We start from the raw sequence: 14574 nt of genomic DNA, 5'->3' as shown, positions 1-14574 counted from the left end.
AATGATGGGTGCGAAATATACATACATGCTTGTTTGTTTGTAAACCGGTACAATTCAGCCACGTTTCACCCGCACTCGTACCCACACCCATGGCCCGCAAGACCAAAGAGGACACCCAGGCAACCCGGGAAGGCATCCTTGACGCCGCCGAAGCCTGCTTCCATGAACACGGCGTGGCCCGTACCACGCTGGAGATGATCGGTGCCCGCGCCGGCTACACCCGTGGCGCGGTCTACTGGCACTTCAAGAACAAGAGCGAGGTGCTGGCCGCCATCGTCGAGCGCGTGCACCTGCCCTTCATGCAGGAACTGGAGCGCACCTCCACCGACCAGCGCGACACCCCGGTGCACGACCTGCGCGCGGTGATGATCCACTCGTTCATCGAGCTGTCCGAGGACGAGCGCCTGCGCAAGACCATGGAGATCATGCTGCGCAGCGATGCGTCGGCGGACACCAGGGTGCTGACCGAAATGCAGCAGGCCGGATTCCGCGATGCGCTGGACCGGATGGAGCGTGCCCTGCGCCGCGCCCGCGATCTGGGCCAGCTGCGCGAAGGCGCCGACCCGAAAATCGCCGCGCGCATGCTGCACGCCACCGTGCTGGGCGTGCTGCACGGCGCGATGGTCGAACCGGAACTGATGGACCTCAAGCGCGATGGCATGCTCGCGCTGGACATGACCCTGGCCGCCTACGTGAAGGATGGTGTGTTCGTTCCCGGCACCGTCCCCGAGCCGCTGCCCGAGGCGTGAACGAGGCTGCTCCCATCACTGCGGCACCCCCTGCAAGGGCAGATCGATGATCCTGGACAACGTGGTGTGGGGCTTCATCGGGTGTGGCAGCGTCACCGAGAAGAAGAGCGGGCCAGCCCTGGCCAACACGCCGGGCTCACGGGTAGTGGCGGTCATGCGCCGCAATGCCGCATTGGCCGAAGACTATGCACGCCGCCACGCGATTCCGCGCTGGTACGCGGACGCCGATGCACTCATCGCCGATCCGGAGGTGAACGCGGTCTACGTTGCAACACCGCCCTCCACGCACATGCACTACGCATTGCAGGCGATTGCTGCGGGCAAGCCGGTCTACATCGAAAAGCCGATGGCCATGGACCACGACGAGTGCCAGCGCATCATCGCGGCCAGCGCCCGCAGCGGCGTGCCCGTGTTCGTGGCCTACTACCGCCGTGCCCTGCCCCGCTTCGCACAGGTGAAGCAGCTGCTGGACGACGGCGCGATCGGCACAGTGCGCGGCGTGCGCGCCACCCTGCACCGGCCGCATTCAGTGGATGCCGCATCGCCTGACTTCTGGCGGACCAACCCCGCGATCGCCGGCGGCGGGCTGTTCGTCGACCTGGGCTCGCATACCCTGGACCTGCTCGACCATCTGCTGGGGCCGCTGAGCGATGTGCGTGGCCTGGCCAGCTCGTTGACCGGCGCCTACGCCGCCGAGGACAGCGTCTCGATGTGCTTCCGCACCGGGACGGGGACGCACGGCATCGCGCAATGGAGCTTCTGCGCGTTCCGCCGCCAGGATCAGATCGAGATCACCGGCGACCGTGGCCAGCTGCGCTTTGCCACCTTCGAGGACGTTCCGGTGGAGCTGGAAACCGAAGCGGGCGTGCAGGCCTTCGACATCCCGAACCCGTCGTCGATCCAGCAGCCGTTGATCGCCTCCCTCGTGGACGAACTGCGCGGCAACGGGCACTCGCCCTCGAACGGCATCAGCGCCGCCCGCACCAGTGCAGTGATCGACCAGGTGCTGCGGGACTACCGCACCCGGCAATCGCACTGACCGCACAGGAAAAAGGCCGCCTTGCGGCGGCCTTTTCTGCTGCAGTGGGCGGGGTCAGCGCCCTCGCCACGGCGAGGGATCCGACCCCACCGGGCATTACAGGATGTAGCGGCTCAGGTCCGGGTCCTGCACCAGTTCACCCAGGTGCTTGTCCACGTAGGCGCTGTCGATGGCCAGGGTTTCGCCGTCGCGGTCCGGTGCCTCGTAGCTGAGCGAATCCAGCAGGCGCTCCAGCACCGTATGCAGGCGACGCGCGCCGATGTTTTCCTGGCGTTCGTTCACCTGGAAAGCGATCTCGGCCAGACGATCAATGGCATCGGCAGTGAAGCTGACCTTGACGCCTTCGGTGGCCAGCAGTGCTTCGTACTGCTTGGTCAGCGCGGCCTTCGGTTCGGTCAGGATGCGCACGAAATCGTTCTTGCTCAGCGCACCCAGCTCCACGCGGATCGGGAAGCGGCCCTGCAGCTCCGGAATCAGGTCGCTGGGCTTGGCCAGATGGAACGCGCCCGACGCGATGAACAGGATGTGGTCGGTCTTGATCGTGCCGTACTTGGTGGACACGTTGGAGCCTTCCACCAGCGGCAGCAGGTCGCGCTGCACGCCTTCGCGCGACACGTCACCACCACCCACGTTGTCGCCACGCTTGGCGACCTTGTCGATCTCGTCGATGAAGACGATGCCGTGCTGCTCGCAGGCCTCGATCGCGGCGGTGCGGATGTCGTCCTCGTTGACCAGCTTGCCCGCTTCTTCCTCGATCAGCAGCGGGCGCGCGGCCTTGATGGTCAGCGTGCGCTTGTGCGCCTTGGCGCCGCCGCCGAGGTTGGCGAACATCGACTTCAGCTGCTGGCCCATTTCCTCCATGCCCGGCGGGGTCATGATGTCCATGCTGACGTTGGCGGCCAAGTCGAGTTCGATCTCGCGCTCGTCCAGCTCACCGTTGCGCAGCATCTTGCGGAACTTGATGCGGGTCTCGTTGTCCTGCGCCGACGGCTCGTTGCGGGCGACTTCCGGATCGAAGCCGATGCCACCGCTGCGGCGCGGCAGCAGCGCATCCAGGATGCGGTCTTCGGCACGCTCTTCGGCCTGGGTGCGTACGCGCACCTTGGCCTGTTCGCGATAGAGCTTGACCGCGGTATCGGCCAGGTCGCGGATGATCTGCTCGACGTCCTTGCCGACGTAGCCGACTTCGGTGAAGCGGGTGGCTTCGACCTTCACGAACGGTGCGTTGGCCAGCGTGGCCAGGCGGCGCGCGATCTCGGTCTTGCCGACGCCGGTCGGGCCGATCATCAGGATGTTCTTCGGCATCACTTCATTGCGCAGCTCGGGCACCAGCTGCATGCGGCGCCAGCGGTTGCGCAGGGCGATGGCCACGGCGCGCTTGGCGTCGTGCTGGCCGACGATGTGCCGGTCCAGTTCCTGCACGATCTCGCGCGGGGTCATGGTGGCGGAGGAAACTTCGATCTTCGACATGGATGTGCTCACGGATTCTTTGTCGGTAGTGCCGGCCGCTGGCCGGCAACCAGGCACGCGTGCGGGGGATCATGAGGTTGCCGGCCAGCGGCCGACGCTACCCTCACAGCTCCTCGACCACCACGTTGCGGTTGGTGTAGATGCAGATGTCGCCGGCGATGCCGATCGCTTCGCTGGCGATGGTGCGCGCATCCAGTTCGGTGTGCGCCATCAAGGCGCGTGCGGCCGACAGTGCATACGAGCCACCCGAGCCGATGGCGATGATGCCGTCCTCCGGCTCGATCACATCGCCGGTGCCGCTGATGATCAGCGAGGTTTCCTTGTCGGCCACCGCCAACAGGGCTTCCAGCTTGCCGAGGCGGCGCTCGGTGCGCCAATCCTTGGCCAGTTCGACCGCAGCACGCTGCAGCTGGCCATGCTTTTCCAGCTTGGCCTCGAACAGCTCGAACAAGGTGAAGGCATCGGCGGCGGCACCGGCGAAGCCGGCCAGCACCTGGCCATCACGGCCGAGGCGGCGCACCTTGCGCGCGTTGCCCTTCATCACGGTGTGGCCCAGCGTGACCTGGCCGTCGCCGGCAATGGCCACGTGCTCGCCGCGACGGACGCAGACGATGGTGGTGGCGTGGAAAACGTTGGGGTTCTGACTGGGGTCCATGATGCCTCCGGGGTGACAGAACCAGAGGTGGGGACTGCGCTGCGCCCTTCAAGCCACCCGCGACCGGCTGCCGCAGGGGCAACGTTCAGCTTTCTCCGCTGCCCTCGTTGCTGCGTCGACGCTTCGCGCGCGGATGCGCGGCGTCGTAGACCTTGGCCAGGTGCTGGAAATCGAGGTGGGTATAGATCTGCGTGGTGGCGATGTCGGCGTGGCCCAGCAGCTCCTGCACACCGCGCAGGTCGCCGGACGATTCCAGGATGTGGCTGGCGAAACTGTGCCGCAGCATGTGCGGGTGCACGTGCTTGAACAGGCCCTGGCGCTGCGCCAGCTGGCGGATGCGGATCTGCACTGCACGCTGGCTGATCGGCCCGTTGCGGCCGGGGAACACCGGCGAGGCCGGGCCGCCCCCACTTTCCGTGCGCCACGCCTGCAGGGCTTCGCGCGCGGGCCGGCCGAACGGCACCCGGCGCTGGCGGTTGCCCTTGCCCAGCACGTTCACCAACCCGCTGTCGAAATCCAGATCGCGCCAGGTCAGCGCGCAGACTTCGCTCAGGCGCAGGCCAGAGGAATAGAACAGTTCCAGCAACGCGCGGTCACGGCGGCCGAGCTCACCCTCCGGCTCCAGCTCGACCAGCTGCACCGCCTCATCGGCGTCGAGGACCTGTGGCAACCGGCGCGGTGCGCGCGGTGCCTTCAGCGTCGCTGCCGGGCTGACCTCGATACGCCCGTGCTTGAGCAGCCAGGCATAGAAGCTTCGGCAGGCCGACAGGCGGCGCTGCAGGCTCTTGGCCGACAGGCCACGCCGGTGCTCGTCGGCAACGAACTGGCGCACGGCCTCGGCATCCAGTGCCTCCACCGCCACGCCACGCGGCTCGGCCCAGGCCGACAGCGCGTCCAGGTCGCGGCGGTAGGCGTCGAGCGTATGCGCCGACATCCGCCGCTCCACCTGCAGGTGCTGCAGGAAGGCCTGTACCGCGCTCATCGTCGTCGCAACCTGCTCAGCCCGGGAAGCGCTTCAGGCCAGTGACCAGCGCGTCGCCCATCATGCGCAGGAACAACGTCCCCATGCCCGGGTAGAAGCGGTTCGGGTCGTGGCTGCCGACCGCGATCAGGCCCACGCCCGGTAGCGGCAGCAGCGCGGTGGTCTGCACTTCCTCGCTGCGCACGCCGTACAGCACGGCATTCTTTTCCGGCTGCAGGCGGCCGCAGATCGGCTCGCCATCGTTCAGGCAATCGCGGAACGGGCCCAGCTGCGGATCATCCGCGGCAATCACCCGCAGCCAGTCGGCCTGTTCCAGCCCGGCCACTGGCGTGTGCACCACCAGCCGCACCAGGTCGCCGGCGAAGTCTTCCTGCAGCGAGGCGGCCATCGCGCGCAGGGTGTCAGCCGCGTTGTCCTGCTTCATCAGCGCCAGGGTCAGCTGGTGCGTGCGCACCGCCAGGCGCTCATTGACCTGGGCGGTCGCGCCCAGATCGGCCAACCGTCGTGCCAGCTCGCGGTTCTTCTCGCGCAGCACTTCCAGCTGGTAGCTGGCCAGCGACGCGGTCGGGCCGTCGTCACGCGGCACCACCAGGGTCAGGGCCAGGTCCGGGAACTGCTTGAGGAAGCCGGGATGACGCCGCAACCAGGCAGCGACTTCATGGGCCCCGAGCTTGTCGACGGTTTCGGTCATGCGATCCACTCCCCTTCGAAGACGAATGCGGTCGGGCCCGCCATCACCACCGGCTGGCCATCGCCCGGCCACTGGATGCGCAGGTCGCCACCGGGCAGGCTGATGCGGGCATCGCGCTGCAGGCGACCGCGCTGCATCAGGGTCACCGCGGCGGCACAGGCACCACTGCCGCAGGCCAGGGTCTCGCCGACACCGCGCTCGAACACGCGCAGGCGGGCGTGGGCCGGGCTCATCACCTGGGCGAAGCCCACGTTCACCGAGCGCGGGAACGACGCATGCTGCTGCAGCAGCGCACCGACGCGCTCGACCGGTGCAGCATCGACCAGGCCCACTTCGATCACCGCATGCGGGTTGCCCATCGACACCGCGGCGAAGCGTACGCTCTCGCCCTGCAGCGGCAGCAGGTATTCCTCGCGCGCGTGCGCAAAGCCCATCAGCGGCACGTTGGCCGGCTCGAAGGCGGGCACGCCCATCGTCACCGCAAACTGCCCTTCGCCCAGCACCTTCACTTCATGGCTGGCCAGCGGGCTGTCGATGACGAATGCACCGCCCTGCGCACTGCCCTCGCGCACCAGCCAGGCGGCGATGCAGCGCGCGCCGTTGCCGCACTGCTCGGAATTGGAGCCGTCGGCATTCCAGATGCGGTACGAGGCCACCGAACCGTCCGCACGCGGTGCCTCGATGGTCAGGATCTGGTCGCAGCCAACGCCGGTGTGGCGGTCGGCCAGGCGCGCGGCCAGCTCGGGCGTGGGCGGTGCGGTGCCGTCACGCAGGTCGATCACTACGAAATCATTGCCCGCGCCATGCATCTTGCTGAAACGCAGGGCCCTGGAACCGGCCTTACTCATTCCCGCTGCCCGCCTTCTTCGCGGGCGTTGGCGCCGGCTGGGTGGCCGGTGCGGCCGGCTCCACGGTCGTGGCCGGGGTGCCGCTGCCCTGGGTCTGCGGCGCGGTCGCCTCGGTGGCGGGCTCGGCAGCGGGTTCGACGGTTTCTTCCACCGGCACCGGCTTCTGCGGCAGTACCAGCGGGCCCTTGTTGCCGCAGGCGGCGAGGAGCAGCAGCGAGGCCGCTGCCAGCGGAATCAGGATGGCGTTTCGATGGGGGATCTTCATGCCCCGAGTATAGCCATTGGCGGCTGAGCGGTTGGTGCAGGGAATCGGGTGGCCGGCCAGCGGCCGGCACTGCCGCCGGCGCTCAATCCGCGGGCGGTGGTGGCAGCGGCCGCGTCCACAGCCAGATTGCGACCACGGTCATGCTGCCGATCGAGAACCACTTCACCCAGGCGATCGGCACGCACCACAGCATGATGCCGGCGCATACCGCCATGGTGATCGTGGCCATCCACTTGCCGTAGCGGCTGACCGCCCCGTGTGCCTGCCAGTTGGCGATGGCCGGGCCGAAACGCGGATGCTGCAGCAGCCAGGTATGCAGGCGCTCCGAACCGCGCGAGGCGGCCCAGGCCGAGATCAGGATGAATACGGTGGTCGGCAGCCCCGGAACGAAGATGCCGACGATGCCGGTGCCCAGGCTGACGTACGCCAGCAGCCACCATGCCCAGCGGAAACGCACCACGCGCGGCGGCGTGGCGCTATCGCGGGGTGCAGATGGCTCGGGCTGGCTCATGGCCGCAAGGATACCGGTTCGGGGTGCCAGGCAGCGCCCGGCGCCCCTTCGCCGTTACGGCTGGGCGATGCCCAGCTGCTGCAGCACGAACGCGTACGACTCGGACAGTTCACGGTAGCGCTGGAAGCGCCCCGACTTGCCGCCGTGGCCAGCTTCCATGTTGGTGCGGAACAGGATCGGGTAGTGGCCGGTGTTGTCATCACGCAGCTTGGCCACCCATTTGGCGGGCTCCCAGTACTGCACCTGCGAATCCCACAGGCCGGTACCCACGTACAGCGCCGGGTACGCCTGCTGCTTCACGTTGTCATAGGGCGAGTAGGACAGCATGTAGTCGTAATACGGCTTCTGCTCCGGGTTGCCCCACTCGTCGTATTCGTTGGTGGTCAACGGAATGGTCGGGTCGAGCATGGTGGTGACCACGTCGACGAACGGCACCTGCGCCACCATCACCCGGTAATCCTGCGGCGCCTGGTTGGCCACCGCGCCCATCAGCAGGCCGCCGGCGCTGCCACCGGACGCGGCCACGCGATCCTTCGCCGCCCAGCCCTGTGCTACCAGGCCACGGGTGACGTCGATGAAGTCGTTGAAGGTGTTCTGCTTGTGCAGCAGCTTGCCGTTCTCGTACCAGTCGCGTCCCATCTCCTGGCCGCCACGGATGTGGGCGATGGCATACACCACGCCACGATCAAGCAGGCTGACCGCGGTCTGGTTGAAGTACGGATCCATCGACATGCCGTAGCTGCCGTAGGCGTACTGGAACAGCGCGCCCTTGCCGTCCTTCTGGTAGCCCTTGCGGTAGACCAGCGACACCGGCACCTTCACGCCATCGCGCGCGGTGATCCAGACGCGGTCGGTCTCGTACTTCGAGGCGTCATAGCCGATCACCGGCTGCACCTTCAGCTGGCGACGCTCGCCGGTGGCGGTGTTCAGCTCGAACACGGTGGTCGGGGTGGTCATCGAGGTGTAGACGTAGCGCAGCCACGGCGTATCGGCCTCGGTGTTGTCGCCCAGGCCCATCGAATAGGCCGGCTCGTCGGCCTTCACGTAGTCGCTGCGCCCGTCCTTGAACAGCAGGCGGATGCGCTCCAGGCCCTCGGACCGTTCGGCGATGGCGGTGTAGGTGTCGAACAGTTCGAAGCCTTCGATGAACACCGCATCGTCGTGCGCGATCCAATCCTTCCATTGCGCGCGCGAGGTGGCATCGGTCGGCGCGGTGACCAGCTTGAAGTTCTTCGCACCGTCGTTGGTGCGGATCACCCAGCGGCCGTCATGGTGGTCGGCGTCGTACTCGACATCGCGCTGGCGCGGCGCCAGCACGGTGAAGGTGGTCGGGTCGCTGGCCGGCGCGTAGCGCTCTTCCGAGGACACGGTGCTGTGCACGCCGATGGTGATGAAGCGATCGTCGCGGGTGCGGCCGATGCCCATGTAGAAGCTGTCGTCCTTCTCTTCGTAGACGACGGTGTCGGCGCTGGCCGGGGTGCCCAGCACGTGCTTCTTCACGCGCACGGTCAGCAGCGTTTCCGGATCGTTTTCGACATACAGCACGGTGCGGTTGTCGTCGGCCCAGACCAGGTCGCCGGAGCTGCCGGTGATCACATCGGGCAGCACCGTGCCGGTGGCCAGGTCCTTGAAGCGGATCGTGTACTGGCGGCGGCCGACGTCATCGTCGGCCCAGGCCAGCAGCTGGTTGTCCTGGCTGACTTCCATCGAGCCGACGCTGAAGTAGCCCTTGCCGGCGGCCATCGCGTTGACGTCCAGCAGGATTTCCTCGGCCGCCTCCATGCTGCCCTTGCGGCGCGCGTGGATGGGGTAATCCTGGCCGGTCTCGAAGCGGCTGTAGTACCAGTAGCCGCGCTCGCGCGCCGGCACGCTGGAATCATCCTGCTTGATGCGGCCGACGATCTCCTTGTACAGGGTGTCTTCCAGGGGCTTCAGCGGTGCCAGCAGCTGGTCGGCGTAGGCATTCTCGGCCTGCAGGTAGGCCAGCATGTCCTTGTTCTCGCGCTTGTCGTCGCGCAGCCAGTAATAGTCATCGTTGCGGGTCGCGCCGAACGGCGCCTTGACCACGTGCGGATGCTTGGCGGCATCCGGCGGAACGGGCGGCGTGGCGGCGGTAGCAGTCGTGGTCATCAGGCTGGCGAGCAACAGGCAGAGGGTGGACTTCATGAGATAAGGCTCCTGGCGCATCAATGCAATGGTCTTCGACGGGGTCAGATCCCTTTTCCCGAAAAGGGATCTGACCCCAATCTCGGTAATGCGGCAACCCTGCGGAACGTCATGGGTTGCGCCGGCCGGCGTACCATGGGCACATGAGCACCCCGCCCCACACGCCGGGCTACAGCCGGCGCAGCCATGAAATCGCTCCGTTCCACGTGATGTCCCTGCTGGCCCGCGCGCAGGCGCTGGAACAGGCAGGCCACGATGTGATCCACCTGGAAATCGGCGAACCGGACTTCACTACCGCCGAACCCGTCGTGCGTGCCGGCCAGGCCGCACTGGCCGCCGGCCACACCCGCTACACCGCCGCGCGCGGCCTGCCGGCGCTGCGCCAGGCGATCAGCGGTTTCTACCGCAGCCACTATGGGCTGGATGTCGATCCCGAACGCATCCTGGTGACCCCGGGTGGGTCCGGTGCGCTGCTGCTGGCCAGCAGCCTGCTGGTCGATCCCGGCCGCCACTGGCTGCTGGCCGACCCCGGCTACCCCTGCAACCGCCACTTCCTGCGCCTCGTCGAGGGCGGCGCGCAGCTGGTGCCGGTCGGCCCGGACACCGCCTACCAGCTGACCCCTTCGCTGGTGGAACAGCACTGGAATGACGACAGCGTCGGCGCGCTGGTCGCCTCACCGGCCAATCCGACCGGCACCGTGCTGTCCGCCGACGAACTGGCGGCACTGTCGCAGGCCCTGCACGCGCGGGGCGGCCACCTGGTGGTGGACGAGATCTACCACGGCCTGACCTACGGCCTGGATGCGCCCAGCGTGCTGCAGGTGGACAACAGCGCGTTCGTGCTGAACAGCTTTTCCAAGTACTTCGGCATGACCGGCTGGCGGCTGGGCTGGCTGGTGGCACCGCCTGCAGCGGTACCGGACCTGGAAAAGCTGGCGCAGAACCTGTACATCAGCGCCTCCAGCATCGCCCAGCACGCCGCGCTCGCCTGCTTCAGCGAGGAATCGATGGCGATCTTCGAACAGCGCCGGGAAGCGTTCCGCCAACGCCGCGACTTCCTGCTGCCCGCGTTGCGTGAGCTCGGCTTCCGCATTGAAGTCGAGCCGCAGGGCGCGTTCTACCTGTACGCCGATGTCAGCGCGTTCACCGACGACGCGCAGGCGTTCTGCGCGCACTTCCTGGAAACCGAGCACGTGGCGTTCACGCCGGGCCTGGATTTCGGCTTCCATCGCGCCAACCAGCATGTGCGGCTGGCGTATACCCAGCAAGTACCGCGGTTGCAGGAGGCGGTGGGGCGGATCGCGCGCGGGTTGAAGCGTTGGCAGGGATCACGTTGAGGGTAGTGCCGGCCGCTGGCCGGCAAGCCGGGAATGCCTGAATGATGCGGTTGCCGGCCAGCGGCCGGCACTACCGGTAAAGAAAAACGCCGCCCTGGGGCGGCGTTTTCCGTTCTGCTTACTTGCCGCCCAACCGCTCCCACAGGAAGCTGTAGGCCAGCGCGGACATATGCGCGGCCTGTGCATTGTTGGCTGCGCCGCCGTGGCCCCCTTCGATGTTCTCGTAGTAGGTCACGTCCTTGCCGGCGTCGATCATCTTCGCCGCCATCTTGCGGGCGTGGCCCGGGTGCACGCGGTCATCGCGGGTGGAGGTCGTGAACAGCACCGGCGGGTAGTTCTTCTTCGCGTTGAACAGGTGATACGGCGAGAAGGTCTTGATGAATTCCCAGTCGCTGGTGTCCGGGTTGCCGTACTCGGCCATCCACGAGGCGCCGGCCAACAGGTGGCTGTAGCGCTTCATGTCCAGCAGCGGCACCTGCACCACCACCGCACCGAACAGCTCCGGGTACTGGGTCAGCATGTTGCCGGTCAGCAGGCCACCGTTGCTGCCGCCCTGCACGCCCAGGTGCTTGGCGCTGGTGATCTTGCGCTTGACCAGGTCCCGCGCCACCGCGGCCATGTCTTCATAGGCCTTGTGACGGTTCTGCTTCAGCGCCGCCTGGTGCCAGCGCGGGCCGTACTCGCCGCCGCCGCGGATGTTGGCGACCACGTACACGCCGCCCTTCTCCAGCCAGGCGCGGCCCATGCCACCGGAATAGCTCGGGGTCAGCGAGATCTCGAAACCACCGTAGCCATACAGCAGGGTCGGGTTGGAGCCATCGAGCTTCATCGCCCTGTCGTGCACCACGAAATACGGCACGCGGGTGCCGTCCTTGCTGGTGGCGAAGTGCTGCTCGATCACCTTGCCCTTGGCATCGAAGAAGGCCGGCATGGTCTTCAGCGTTTCCGGTGCCTGGCCGATCTCGGCCAGGGCCAGCGTGGTCGGCGTCAGGTAATCGGTGGCGGTCAGCCACACCGCGTCGCTGTCATTGCTGTCCACCGCAGCCACGGCCAGCGTGCCGAAGGCCGGGGCGCCGACGAAGCGACTGGTCTGCCAGCCGTCGGCACCCGGGGTCAGCACCGACAGGCGGTTCTTGACGTCGTCCAGCACGTTCAGCACCAGGTGGCTCTTGGTCCAGCTGGCACTGGCCAGCGAGGTGGTCGCGGTCGGGGTGAACAGCACGTCGAAGTCGCGCTTGCCGGCCAGGAAGTCATCCAGCTTCGTCGCCAGCAGCGAACCGGACGCGTAGGTCTTGCCGCCCACGGTCCACGGATCGCGCAGTTCCAGGGTCAGCCACTGCTTGTGCAACCCCTTCTCGGCCGAGTTCGGCGCGTCGATCTTGGTCAGCGTGCCGTCGTCGCCACGCAGGTAGAGCTCGTTGTTGTAGAACGCCAGGGTGCGGCTGACCAGGTTGCGTTCGAAGCCCGGGGTGTCATCGTGCATCGCCGCGATGTACATGTCCTCCGGCTTGCCTTCGTACACCACGGTGGCCGAGGACATCGGCGTGCCGCGCTTCCACAGCTTGGCCACGCGCGGGTAGCCGGAGGTGGTCATCGAGCCGGCACCGAAGTCGGTGTAGACGAACACGGTGTCGCGATCGACCCAGTTGAGGCCGCCCTTCGACTCCGGACGGAAGAAGCCGTCCTTGATCCAGGTCTTGTTGGCCAGGTCGAACTCACGGGTGACGTCGGCGTCGGCGCCGCCGCGCGACAGCGCGATCAGGCAGCGGCTGTAATCCGGGCGCAGGCAGTCGGCGCCGTGCCAGACCCAGTTCTCGCCCTCGGCCTTGTTCAGTGCATCCAGGTCGAGCACGGTCTCCCACTGCGGCGAGGCCTTGCGGTACTCGGCCAGGGTGGTGCGGCGCCACAGGCCGCGCTCGTGCTGCTGGTCCTTCCAGAAGTTGTAGTAGTAGTCACCGATCTTCTGCACGCCGGGAATCTTGGCGTCGGAGTCGAGCACCTCGCGGATGCTGGTCTCCATCTGCTTGAAGGCCGGGGTCTGCGCCAGGCGCGCCTCGGACCTGGCATTCTGTTCCTTGACCCAGGACAGTGGCTTGTCGCCGGTGACGTCCTCCAGCCAGGCGTAGCGATCGGTGTCTTCAGCGGCCACGGCGGTCCCCACCGAGGCAGCGGTCATCATGCCGGCCAGCAGGCAGGCGGAAGCGAGTCGTGACATTGCAGCTCCAGGCAGTCATAAGCCGGGGAACGCTAGCACGGAATGTCGCGGCCTCCCCCGTGTCGAAGGTCAGGCCGTGGCCGCCGGACCGCGCCGGCCGCGTGCGGCGGAAGCCGGCCGACGGCGCGCCTGTCCACCGGTACGCCGCGCCCGCCATCGCCATGACGGGTGCGGCAGCGGAAAGCGCAGCAGCGCCCACCAGGCGGCGAGCGGCATGCCCACCAGCCACATCGGCAGCCAGCCCAGCCACGCGCTGCTGCCGCGTGCCGCCGGCCAGACCAGGATCAGCGCCAGCCCGGCCAGCGCCAGTTGCCGCACGCCGCGCAGCAGGCGTGGGTCGGCGCGTTCGATGACGCGTTCAGTTGCAGGGCGACGGACGGAACGAGCGTTCATGGGGGCTTCTCCGGTAGACAATGCAACACAGCTTGGGCAAGCCCCTTCTCACAGGATGCGACACCATTGACGGATCGCGTGCACACAGTCGACCATGCGCGTGCAAGCCCACTGGAGCCCGCTCCCGCATGACTTCGATCCGCCCGTTCTGCGCCGTGCTGCTGGCTCTGTCCCTGGCAGGTCCTGCCATGGCCGCCAGTGAGCCGCCGTCGCCCCGCGCCAGCGCCACCGACGCGGCCGACCCGGGGGCGCCGATCGACCTGAAGCGCTTCATGGGCACCTGGTATGTGATCGGCCGCGTGCCGAACTTCATCGAACGCGGGCATGTCGCCAGCGTCAACGAGTACGAGCTGCGCGACGAGCACAAGGTCGCCATCACCTACCGCTACCGTGATGGTTTCGGCGAACCACTGCAGGAAATTCGCGCACGTGCCAGCGTCGATCCGGACAGCGGCAACCATGGCTGGCGAACCTGGTTCTATCGCGTGGTGCCGACCCACTCGCGGGTACTGGAAGTGGCCCCGGACTATTCATGGGCACTGATCGGTTATCCGGGCCGCGAAATGGCCTGGATCTTCGCGCGCAAGCCGGACATGGACAAAGCCCTGTACAAGGAGCTGGCCGAGCGCCTGCGCGACGAGTACGGCGTGAACACCGACAAGCTCAAGCGCGTGCCTCAGCATCCGGAACAGGTCGGGAAGCTGGGCTACGAAGTACCGAACGCGCGTTGACCGGATCGTGGGCACGGATCCGGGGCCGCGCGTCCAGGGTTCATGCCGCCCGAGGCTGCACGCGGCGTTCGATCTCGCTGCGTGTTGGCAATGTCTTGAGATCGTAGGCCGCCTGCATCGCAAGCCAGGAAGCGGCATCCCCGCCGAAATGCCGTGCCAACCGCGCTGCCGTGTCCGCCGAGATGCTGCGCTGACCGTGGACGATGGCGTGCAGCCGCGTTGCGGGAACATCCAGCGCCTTCGCCAGCGCATTCACGCTCAGCGACAGGGGCAGCAGAAACTCTTCGCGCAGGATCTCGCCAGGATGGATGGCGCGCATGCCGTTGTGGGGACGCTTCATGGCGGGCACCTCAGTGATAGTCAACAATTTCCACGGCATCGGCGCCGCCGTCGGTCCAGGTGAAACAGAGCCGCCACTGATCGTTGACACGGAGGCTGTATTGTCCTCTCCGATCACCTGACAGCGCCTCAAGACGATTCCCGGACGGGCTGCGCAGGAAGGCCAGCGTCTGTGCCGAATCG

The 14574-nt window shown here is 67.2% G+C and carries 16 protein-coding genes; 4 read left to right on the top strand and 12 right to left on the bottom strand.

Features of this window, described 5'->3' with window-relative positions; all coding sequences use genetic code 11:
• Window positions 1-89 precede the first annotated feature (89 nt).
• Both smeT and E5790_RS12940 read left to right on the top strand, forming a co-directional pair.
• Window positions 90-749, top strand: coding sequence for an efflux transporter SmeDEF transcriptional repressor SmeT (gene smeT / locus E5790_RS12945; RefSeq protein WP_032961200.1), 660 nt, complete (start codon window positions 90-92; stop codon window positions 747-749).
• 46 nt (window positions 750-795) lie between these two features.
• Window positions 796-1788 (top strand): Gfo/Idh/MocA family oxidoreductase, encoded by a 993-nt coding sequence (locus E5790_RS12940; protein ID WP_049439983.1) that lies wholly within the window; start codon window positions 796-798, stop codon window positions 1786-1788.
• A 96-nt stretch (window positions 1789-1884) separates the two neighbouring features.
• On the opposite strand, the gene hslU is transcribed toward E5790_RS12940, so the two are convergent.
• The 8 genes from hslU to E5790_RS12900 all read right to left on the bottom strand — a co-directional run bounded on the left by hslU (window position 1885) and on the right by E5790_RS12900 (window position 9376).
• Window positions 1885-3258, bottom strand: coding sequence for an ATP-dependent protease ATPase subunit HslU (gene hslU, locus E5790_RS12935; RefSeq protein WP_014648461.1), 1374 nt, complete (start codon window positions 3256-3258; stop codon window positions 1885-1887).
• A gap of 103 nt (window positions 3259-3361) precedes the next feature.
• Window positions 3362-3913: an ATP-dependent protease subunit HslV gene (gene hslV, locus E5790_RS12930; RefSeq protein WP_005411093.1), complete on the bottom strand. Its 552-nt coding sequence runs from the start codon at window positions 3911-3913 to the stop codon at window positions 3362-3364.
• An 85-nt stretch (window positions 3914-3998) separates the two neighbouring features.
• Complete coding sequence (gene xerC / locus E5790_RS12925) at window positions 3999-4895, bottom strand: tyrosine recombinase XerC (protein WP_046432594.1); 897 nt, start codon at window positions 4893-4895, stop codon at window positions 3999-4001.
• Between the two features lie 16 nt (window positions 4896-4911).
• The gene (locus E5790_RS12920) at window positions 4912-5586 is read right to left on the bottom strand and encodes a DUF484 family protein (RefSeq protein WP_046432597.1); all 675 of its coding nucleotides are present in this window, start codon (window positions 5584-5586) and stop codon (window positions 4912-4914) included.
• On the bottom strand, window positions 5583-6434 hold the full coding sequence (dapF, locus tag E5790_RS12915; RefSeq protein WP_049439987.1) for a diaminopimelate epimerase: 852 nt from the start codon (window positions 6432-6434) through the stop codon (window positions 5583-5585). The genes E5790_RS12920 and dapF overlap by 4 nt, the downstream gene beginning before the upstream one ends.
• Entirely contained in the window at window positions 6427-6699 is a 273-nt protein-coding gene (locus E5790_RS12910; RefSeq protein WP_014648465.1) for a lipoprotein, read from the bottom strand. Before E5790_RS12910 ends, dapF begins: the two co-directional genes overlap by 8 nt.
• An 82-nt stretch (window positions 6700-6781) precedes the next feature.
• Entirely contained in the window at window positions 6782-7210 is a 429-nt protein-coding gene (locus E5790_RS12905; protein WP_014648466.1) for a YbaN family protein, read from the bottom strand.
• A 54-nt stretch (window positions 7211-7264) separates the two neighbouring features.
• A complete protein-coding gene (locus E5790_RS12900) occupies window positions 7265-9376 on the bottom strand; it encodes an oligopeptidase B (RefSeq protein ID WP_049406041.1) in 2112 nt (703 codons plus the stop codon).
• 143 nt (window positions 9377-9519) lie between these two features.
• On the opposite strand from E5790_RS12900, the gene E5790_RS12895 reads away from it, so the two are divergent.
• A complete protein-coding gene (locus tag E5790_RS12895; RefSeq protein ID WP_111206413.1) occupies window positions 9520-10713 on the top strand; it encodes a pyridoxal phosphate-dependent aminotransferase in 1194 nt (397 codons plus the stop codon).
• A 118-nt stretch (window positions 10714-10831) separates the two neighbouring features.
• Here E5790_RS12895 and E5790_RS12890 read toward each other — a convergent pair whose 3' ends face one another.
• Together E5790_RS12890 and E5790_RS12885 are read right to left on the bottom strand one after the other, a co-directional pair.
• Entirely contained in the window at window positions 10832-12928 is a 2097-nt protein-coding gene (locus E5790_RS12890) for a prolyl oligopeptidase family serine peptidase (protein WP_049439991.1), read from the bottom strand.
• Window positions 12929-12997: 69 nt separating this feature from the next.
• Window positions 12998-13321 carry a hypothetical protein gene (locus E5790_RS12885; RefSeq protein WP_032961212.1) on the bottom strand — a complete coding sequence of 108 codons (324 nt, stop codon included), beginning with the start codon at window positions 13319-13321 and terminating at the stop codon, window positions 12998-13000.
• Window positions 13322-13449: 128 nt separating this feature from the next.
• On the opposite strand from E5790_RS12885, the gene E5790_RS12880 reads away from it, so the two are divergent.
• On the top strand, window positions 13450-14052 hold the full coding sequence (locus E5790_RS12880; protein WP_014648471.1) for a lipocalin family protein: 603 nt from the start codon (window positions 13450-13452) through the stop codon (window positions 14050-14052).
• 40 nt (window positions 14053-14092) lie between these two features.
• On the opposite strand, the gene E5790_RS12875 is transcribed toward E5790_RS12880, so the two are convergent.
• Both E5790_RS12875 and E5790_RS22190 read right to left on the bottom strand, forming a co-directional pair.
• The gene (locus E5790_RS12875) at window positions 14093-14392 is read right to left on the bottom strand and encodes a HigA family addiction module antitoxin (protein ID WP_049439995.1); all 300 of its coding nucleotides are present in this window, start codon (window positions 14390-14392) and stop codon (window positions 14093-14095) included.
• Window positions 14393-14402: 10 nt separating this feature from the next.
• A complete protein-coding gene (locus E5790_RS22190; protein WP_269471285.1) occupies window positions 14403-14549 on the bottom strand; it encodes a type II toxin-antitoxin system RelE/ParE family toxin in 147 nt (48 codons plus the stop codon).
• Window positions 14550-14574: the final 25 nt, after the last annotated feature.

This window comes from Stenotrophomonas sp. PAMC25021, assembly GCF_004795795.1.
Lineage (GTDB): Bacteria > Pseudomonadota > Gammaproteobacteria > Xanthomonadales > Xanthomonadaceae > Stenotrophomonas > Stenotrophomonas muris.
The sequence above is the reverse complement of the archived record's forward strand: the minus strand, read 5'-3'. Positions and strand labels throughout refer to the sequence as shown.

Excerpts from the sequence above, each read along its gene's own strand:
- hslV (WP_005411093.1), bottom strand. The coding sequence starts at position 3,913 with ATGGACCCCAGTCAGAACCCCAACGTTTTCCACGCCACCACCATCGTC.
- E5790_RS12885 (WP_032961212.1), bottom strand. The coding sequence starts at position 13,321 with ATGAACGCTCGTTCCGTCCGTCGCCCTGCAACTGAACGCGTCATCGAA.
- hslU (WP_014648461.1), bottom strand. The coding sequence starts at position 3,258 with ATGTCGAAGATCGAAGTTTCCTCCGCCACCATGACCCCGCGCGAGATC.
- E5790_RS12890 (WP_049439991.1), bottom strand. The coding sequence starts at position 12,928 with ATGTCACGACTCGCTTCCGCCTGCCTGCTGGCCGGCATGATGACCGCT.
- xerC (WP_046432594.1), bottom strand. The coding sequence starts at position 4,895 with ATGAGCGCGGTACAGGCCTTCCTGCAGCACCTGCAGGTGGAGCGGCGG.
- E5790_RS12920 (WP_046432597.1), bottom strand. The coding sequence starts at position 5,586 with ATGACCGAAACCGTCGACAAGCTCGGGGCCCATGAAGTCGCTGCCTGG.
- E5790_RS12875 (WP_049439995.1), bottom strand. The coding sequence starts at position 14,392 with ATGAAGCGTCCCCACAACGGCATGCGCGCCATCCATCCTGGCGAGATC.
- E5790_RS12895 (WP_111206413.1), top strand. The coding sequence starts at position 9,520 with ATGAGCACCCCGCCCCACACGCCGGGCTACAGCCGGCGCAGCCATGAA.
- dapF (WP_049439987.1), bottom strand. The coding sequence starts at position 6,434 with ATGAGTAAGGCCGGTTCCAGGGCCCTGCGTTTCAGCAAGATGCATGGC.
- smeT (WP_032961200.1), top strand. The coding sequence starts at position 90 with ATGGCCCGCAAGACCAAAGAGGACACCCAGGCAACCCGGGAAGGCATC.
- E5790_RS12910 (WP_014648465.1), bottom strand. The coding sequence starts at position 6,699 with ATGAAGATCCCCCATCGAAACGCCATCCTGATTCCGCTGGCAGCGGCC.
- E5790_RS12880 (WP_014648471.1), top strand. The coding sequence starts at position 13,450 with ATGACTTCGATCCGCCCGTTCTGCGCCGTGCTGCTGGCTCTGTCCCTG.
- E5790_RS12905 (WP_014648466.1), bottom strand. The coding sequence starts at position 7,210 with ATGAGCCAGCCCGAGCCATCTGCACCCCGCGATAGCGCCACGCCGCCG.
- E5790_RS12900 (WP_049406041.1), bottom strand. The coding sequence starts at position 9,376 with ATGAAGTCCACCCTCTGCCTGTTGCTCGCCAGCCTGATGACCACGACT.
- E5790_RS12940 (WP_049439983.1), top strand. The coding sequence starts at position 796 with ATGATCCTGGACAACGTGGTGTGGGGCTTCATCGGGTGTGGCAGCGTC.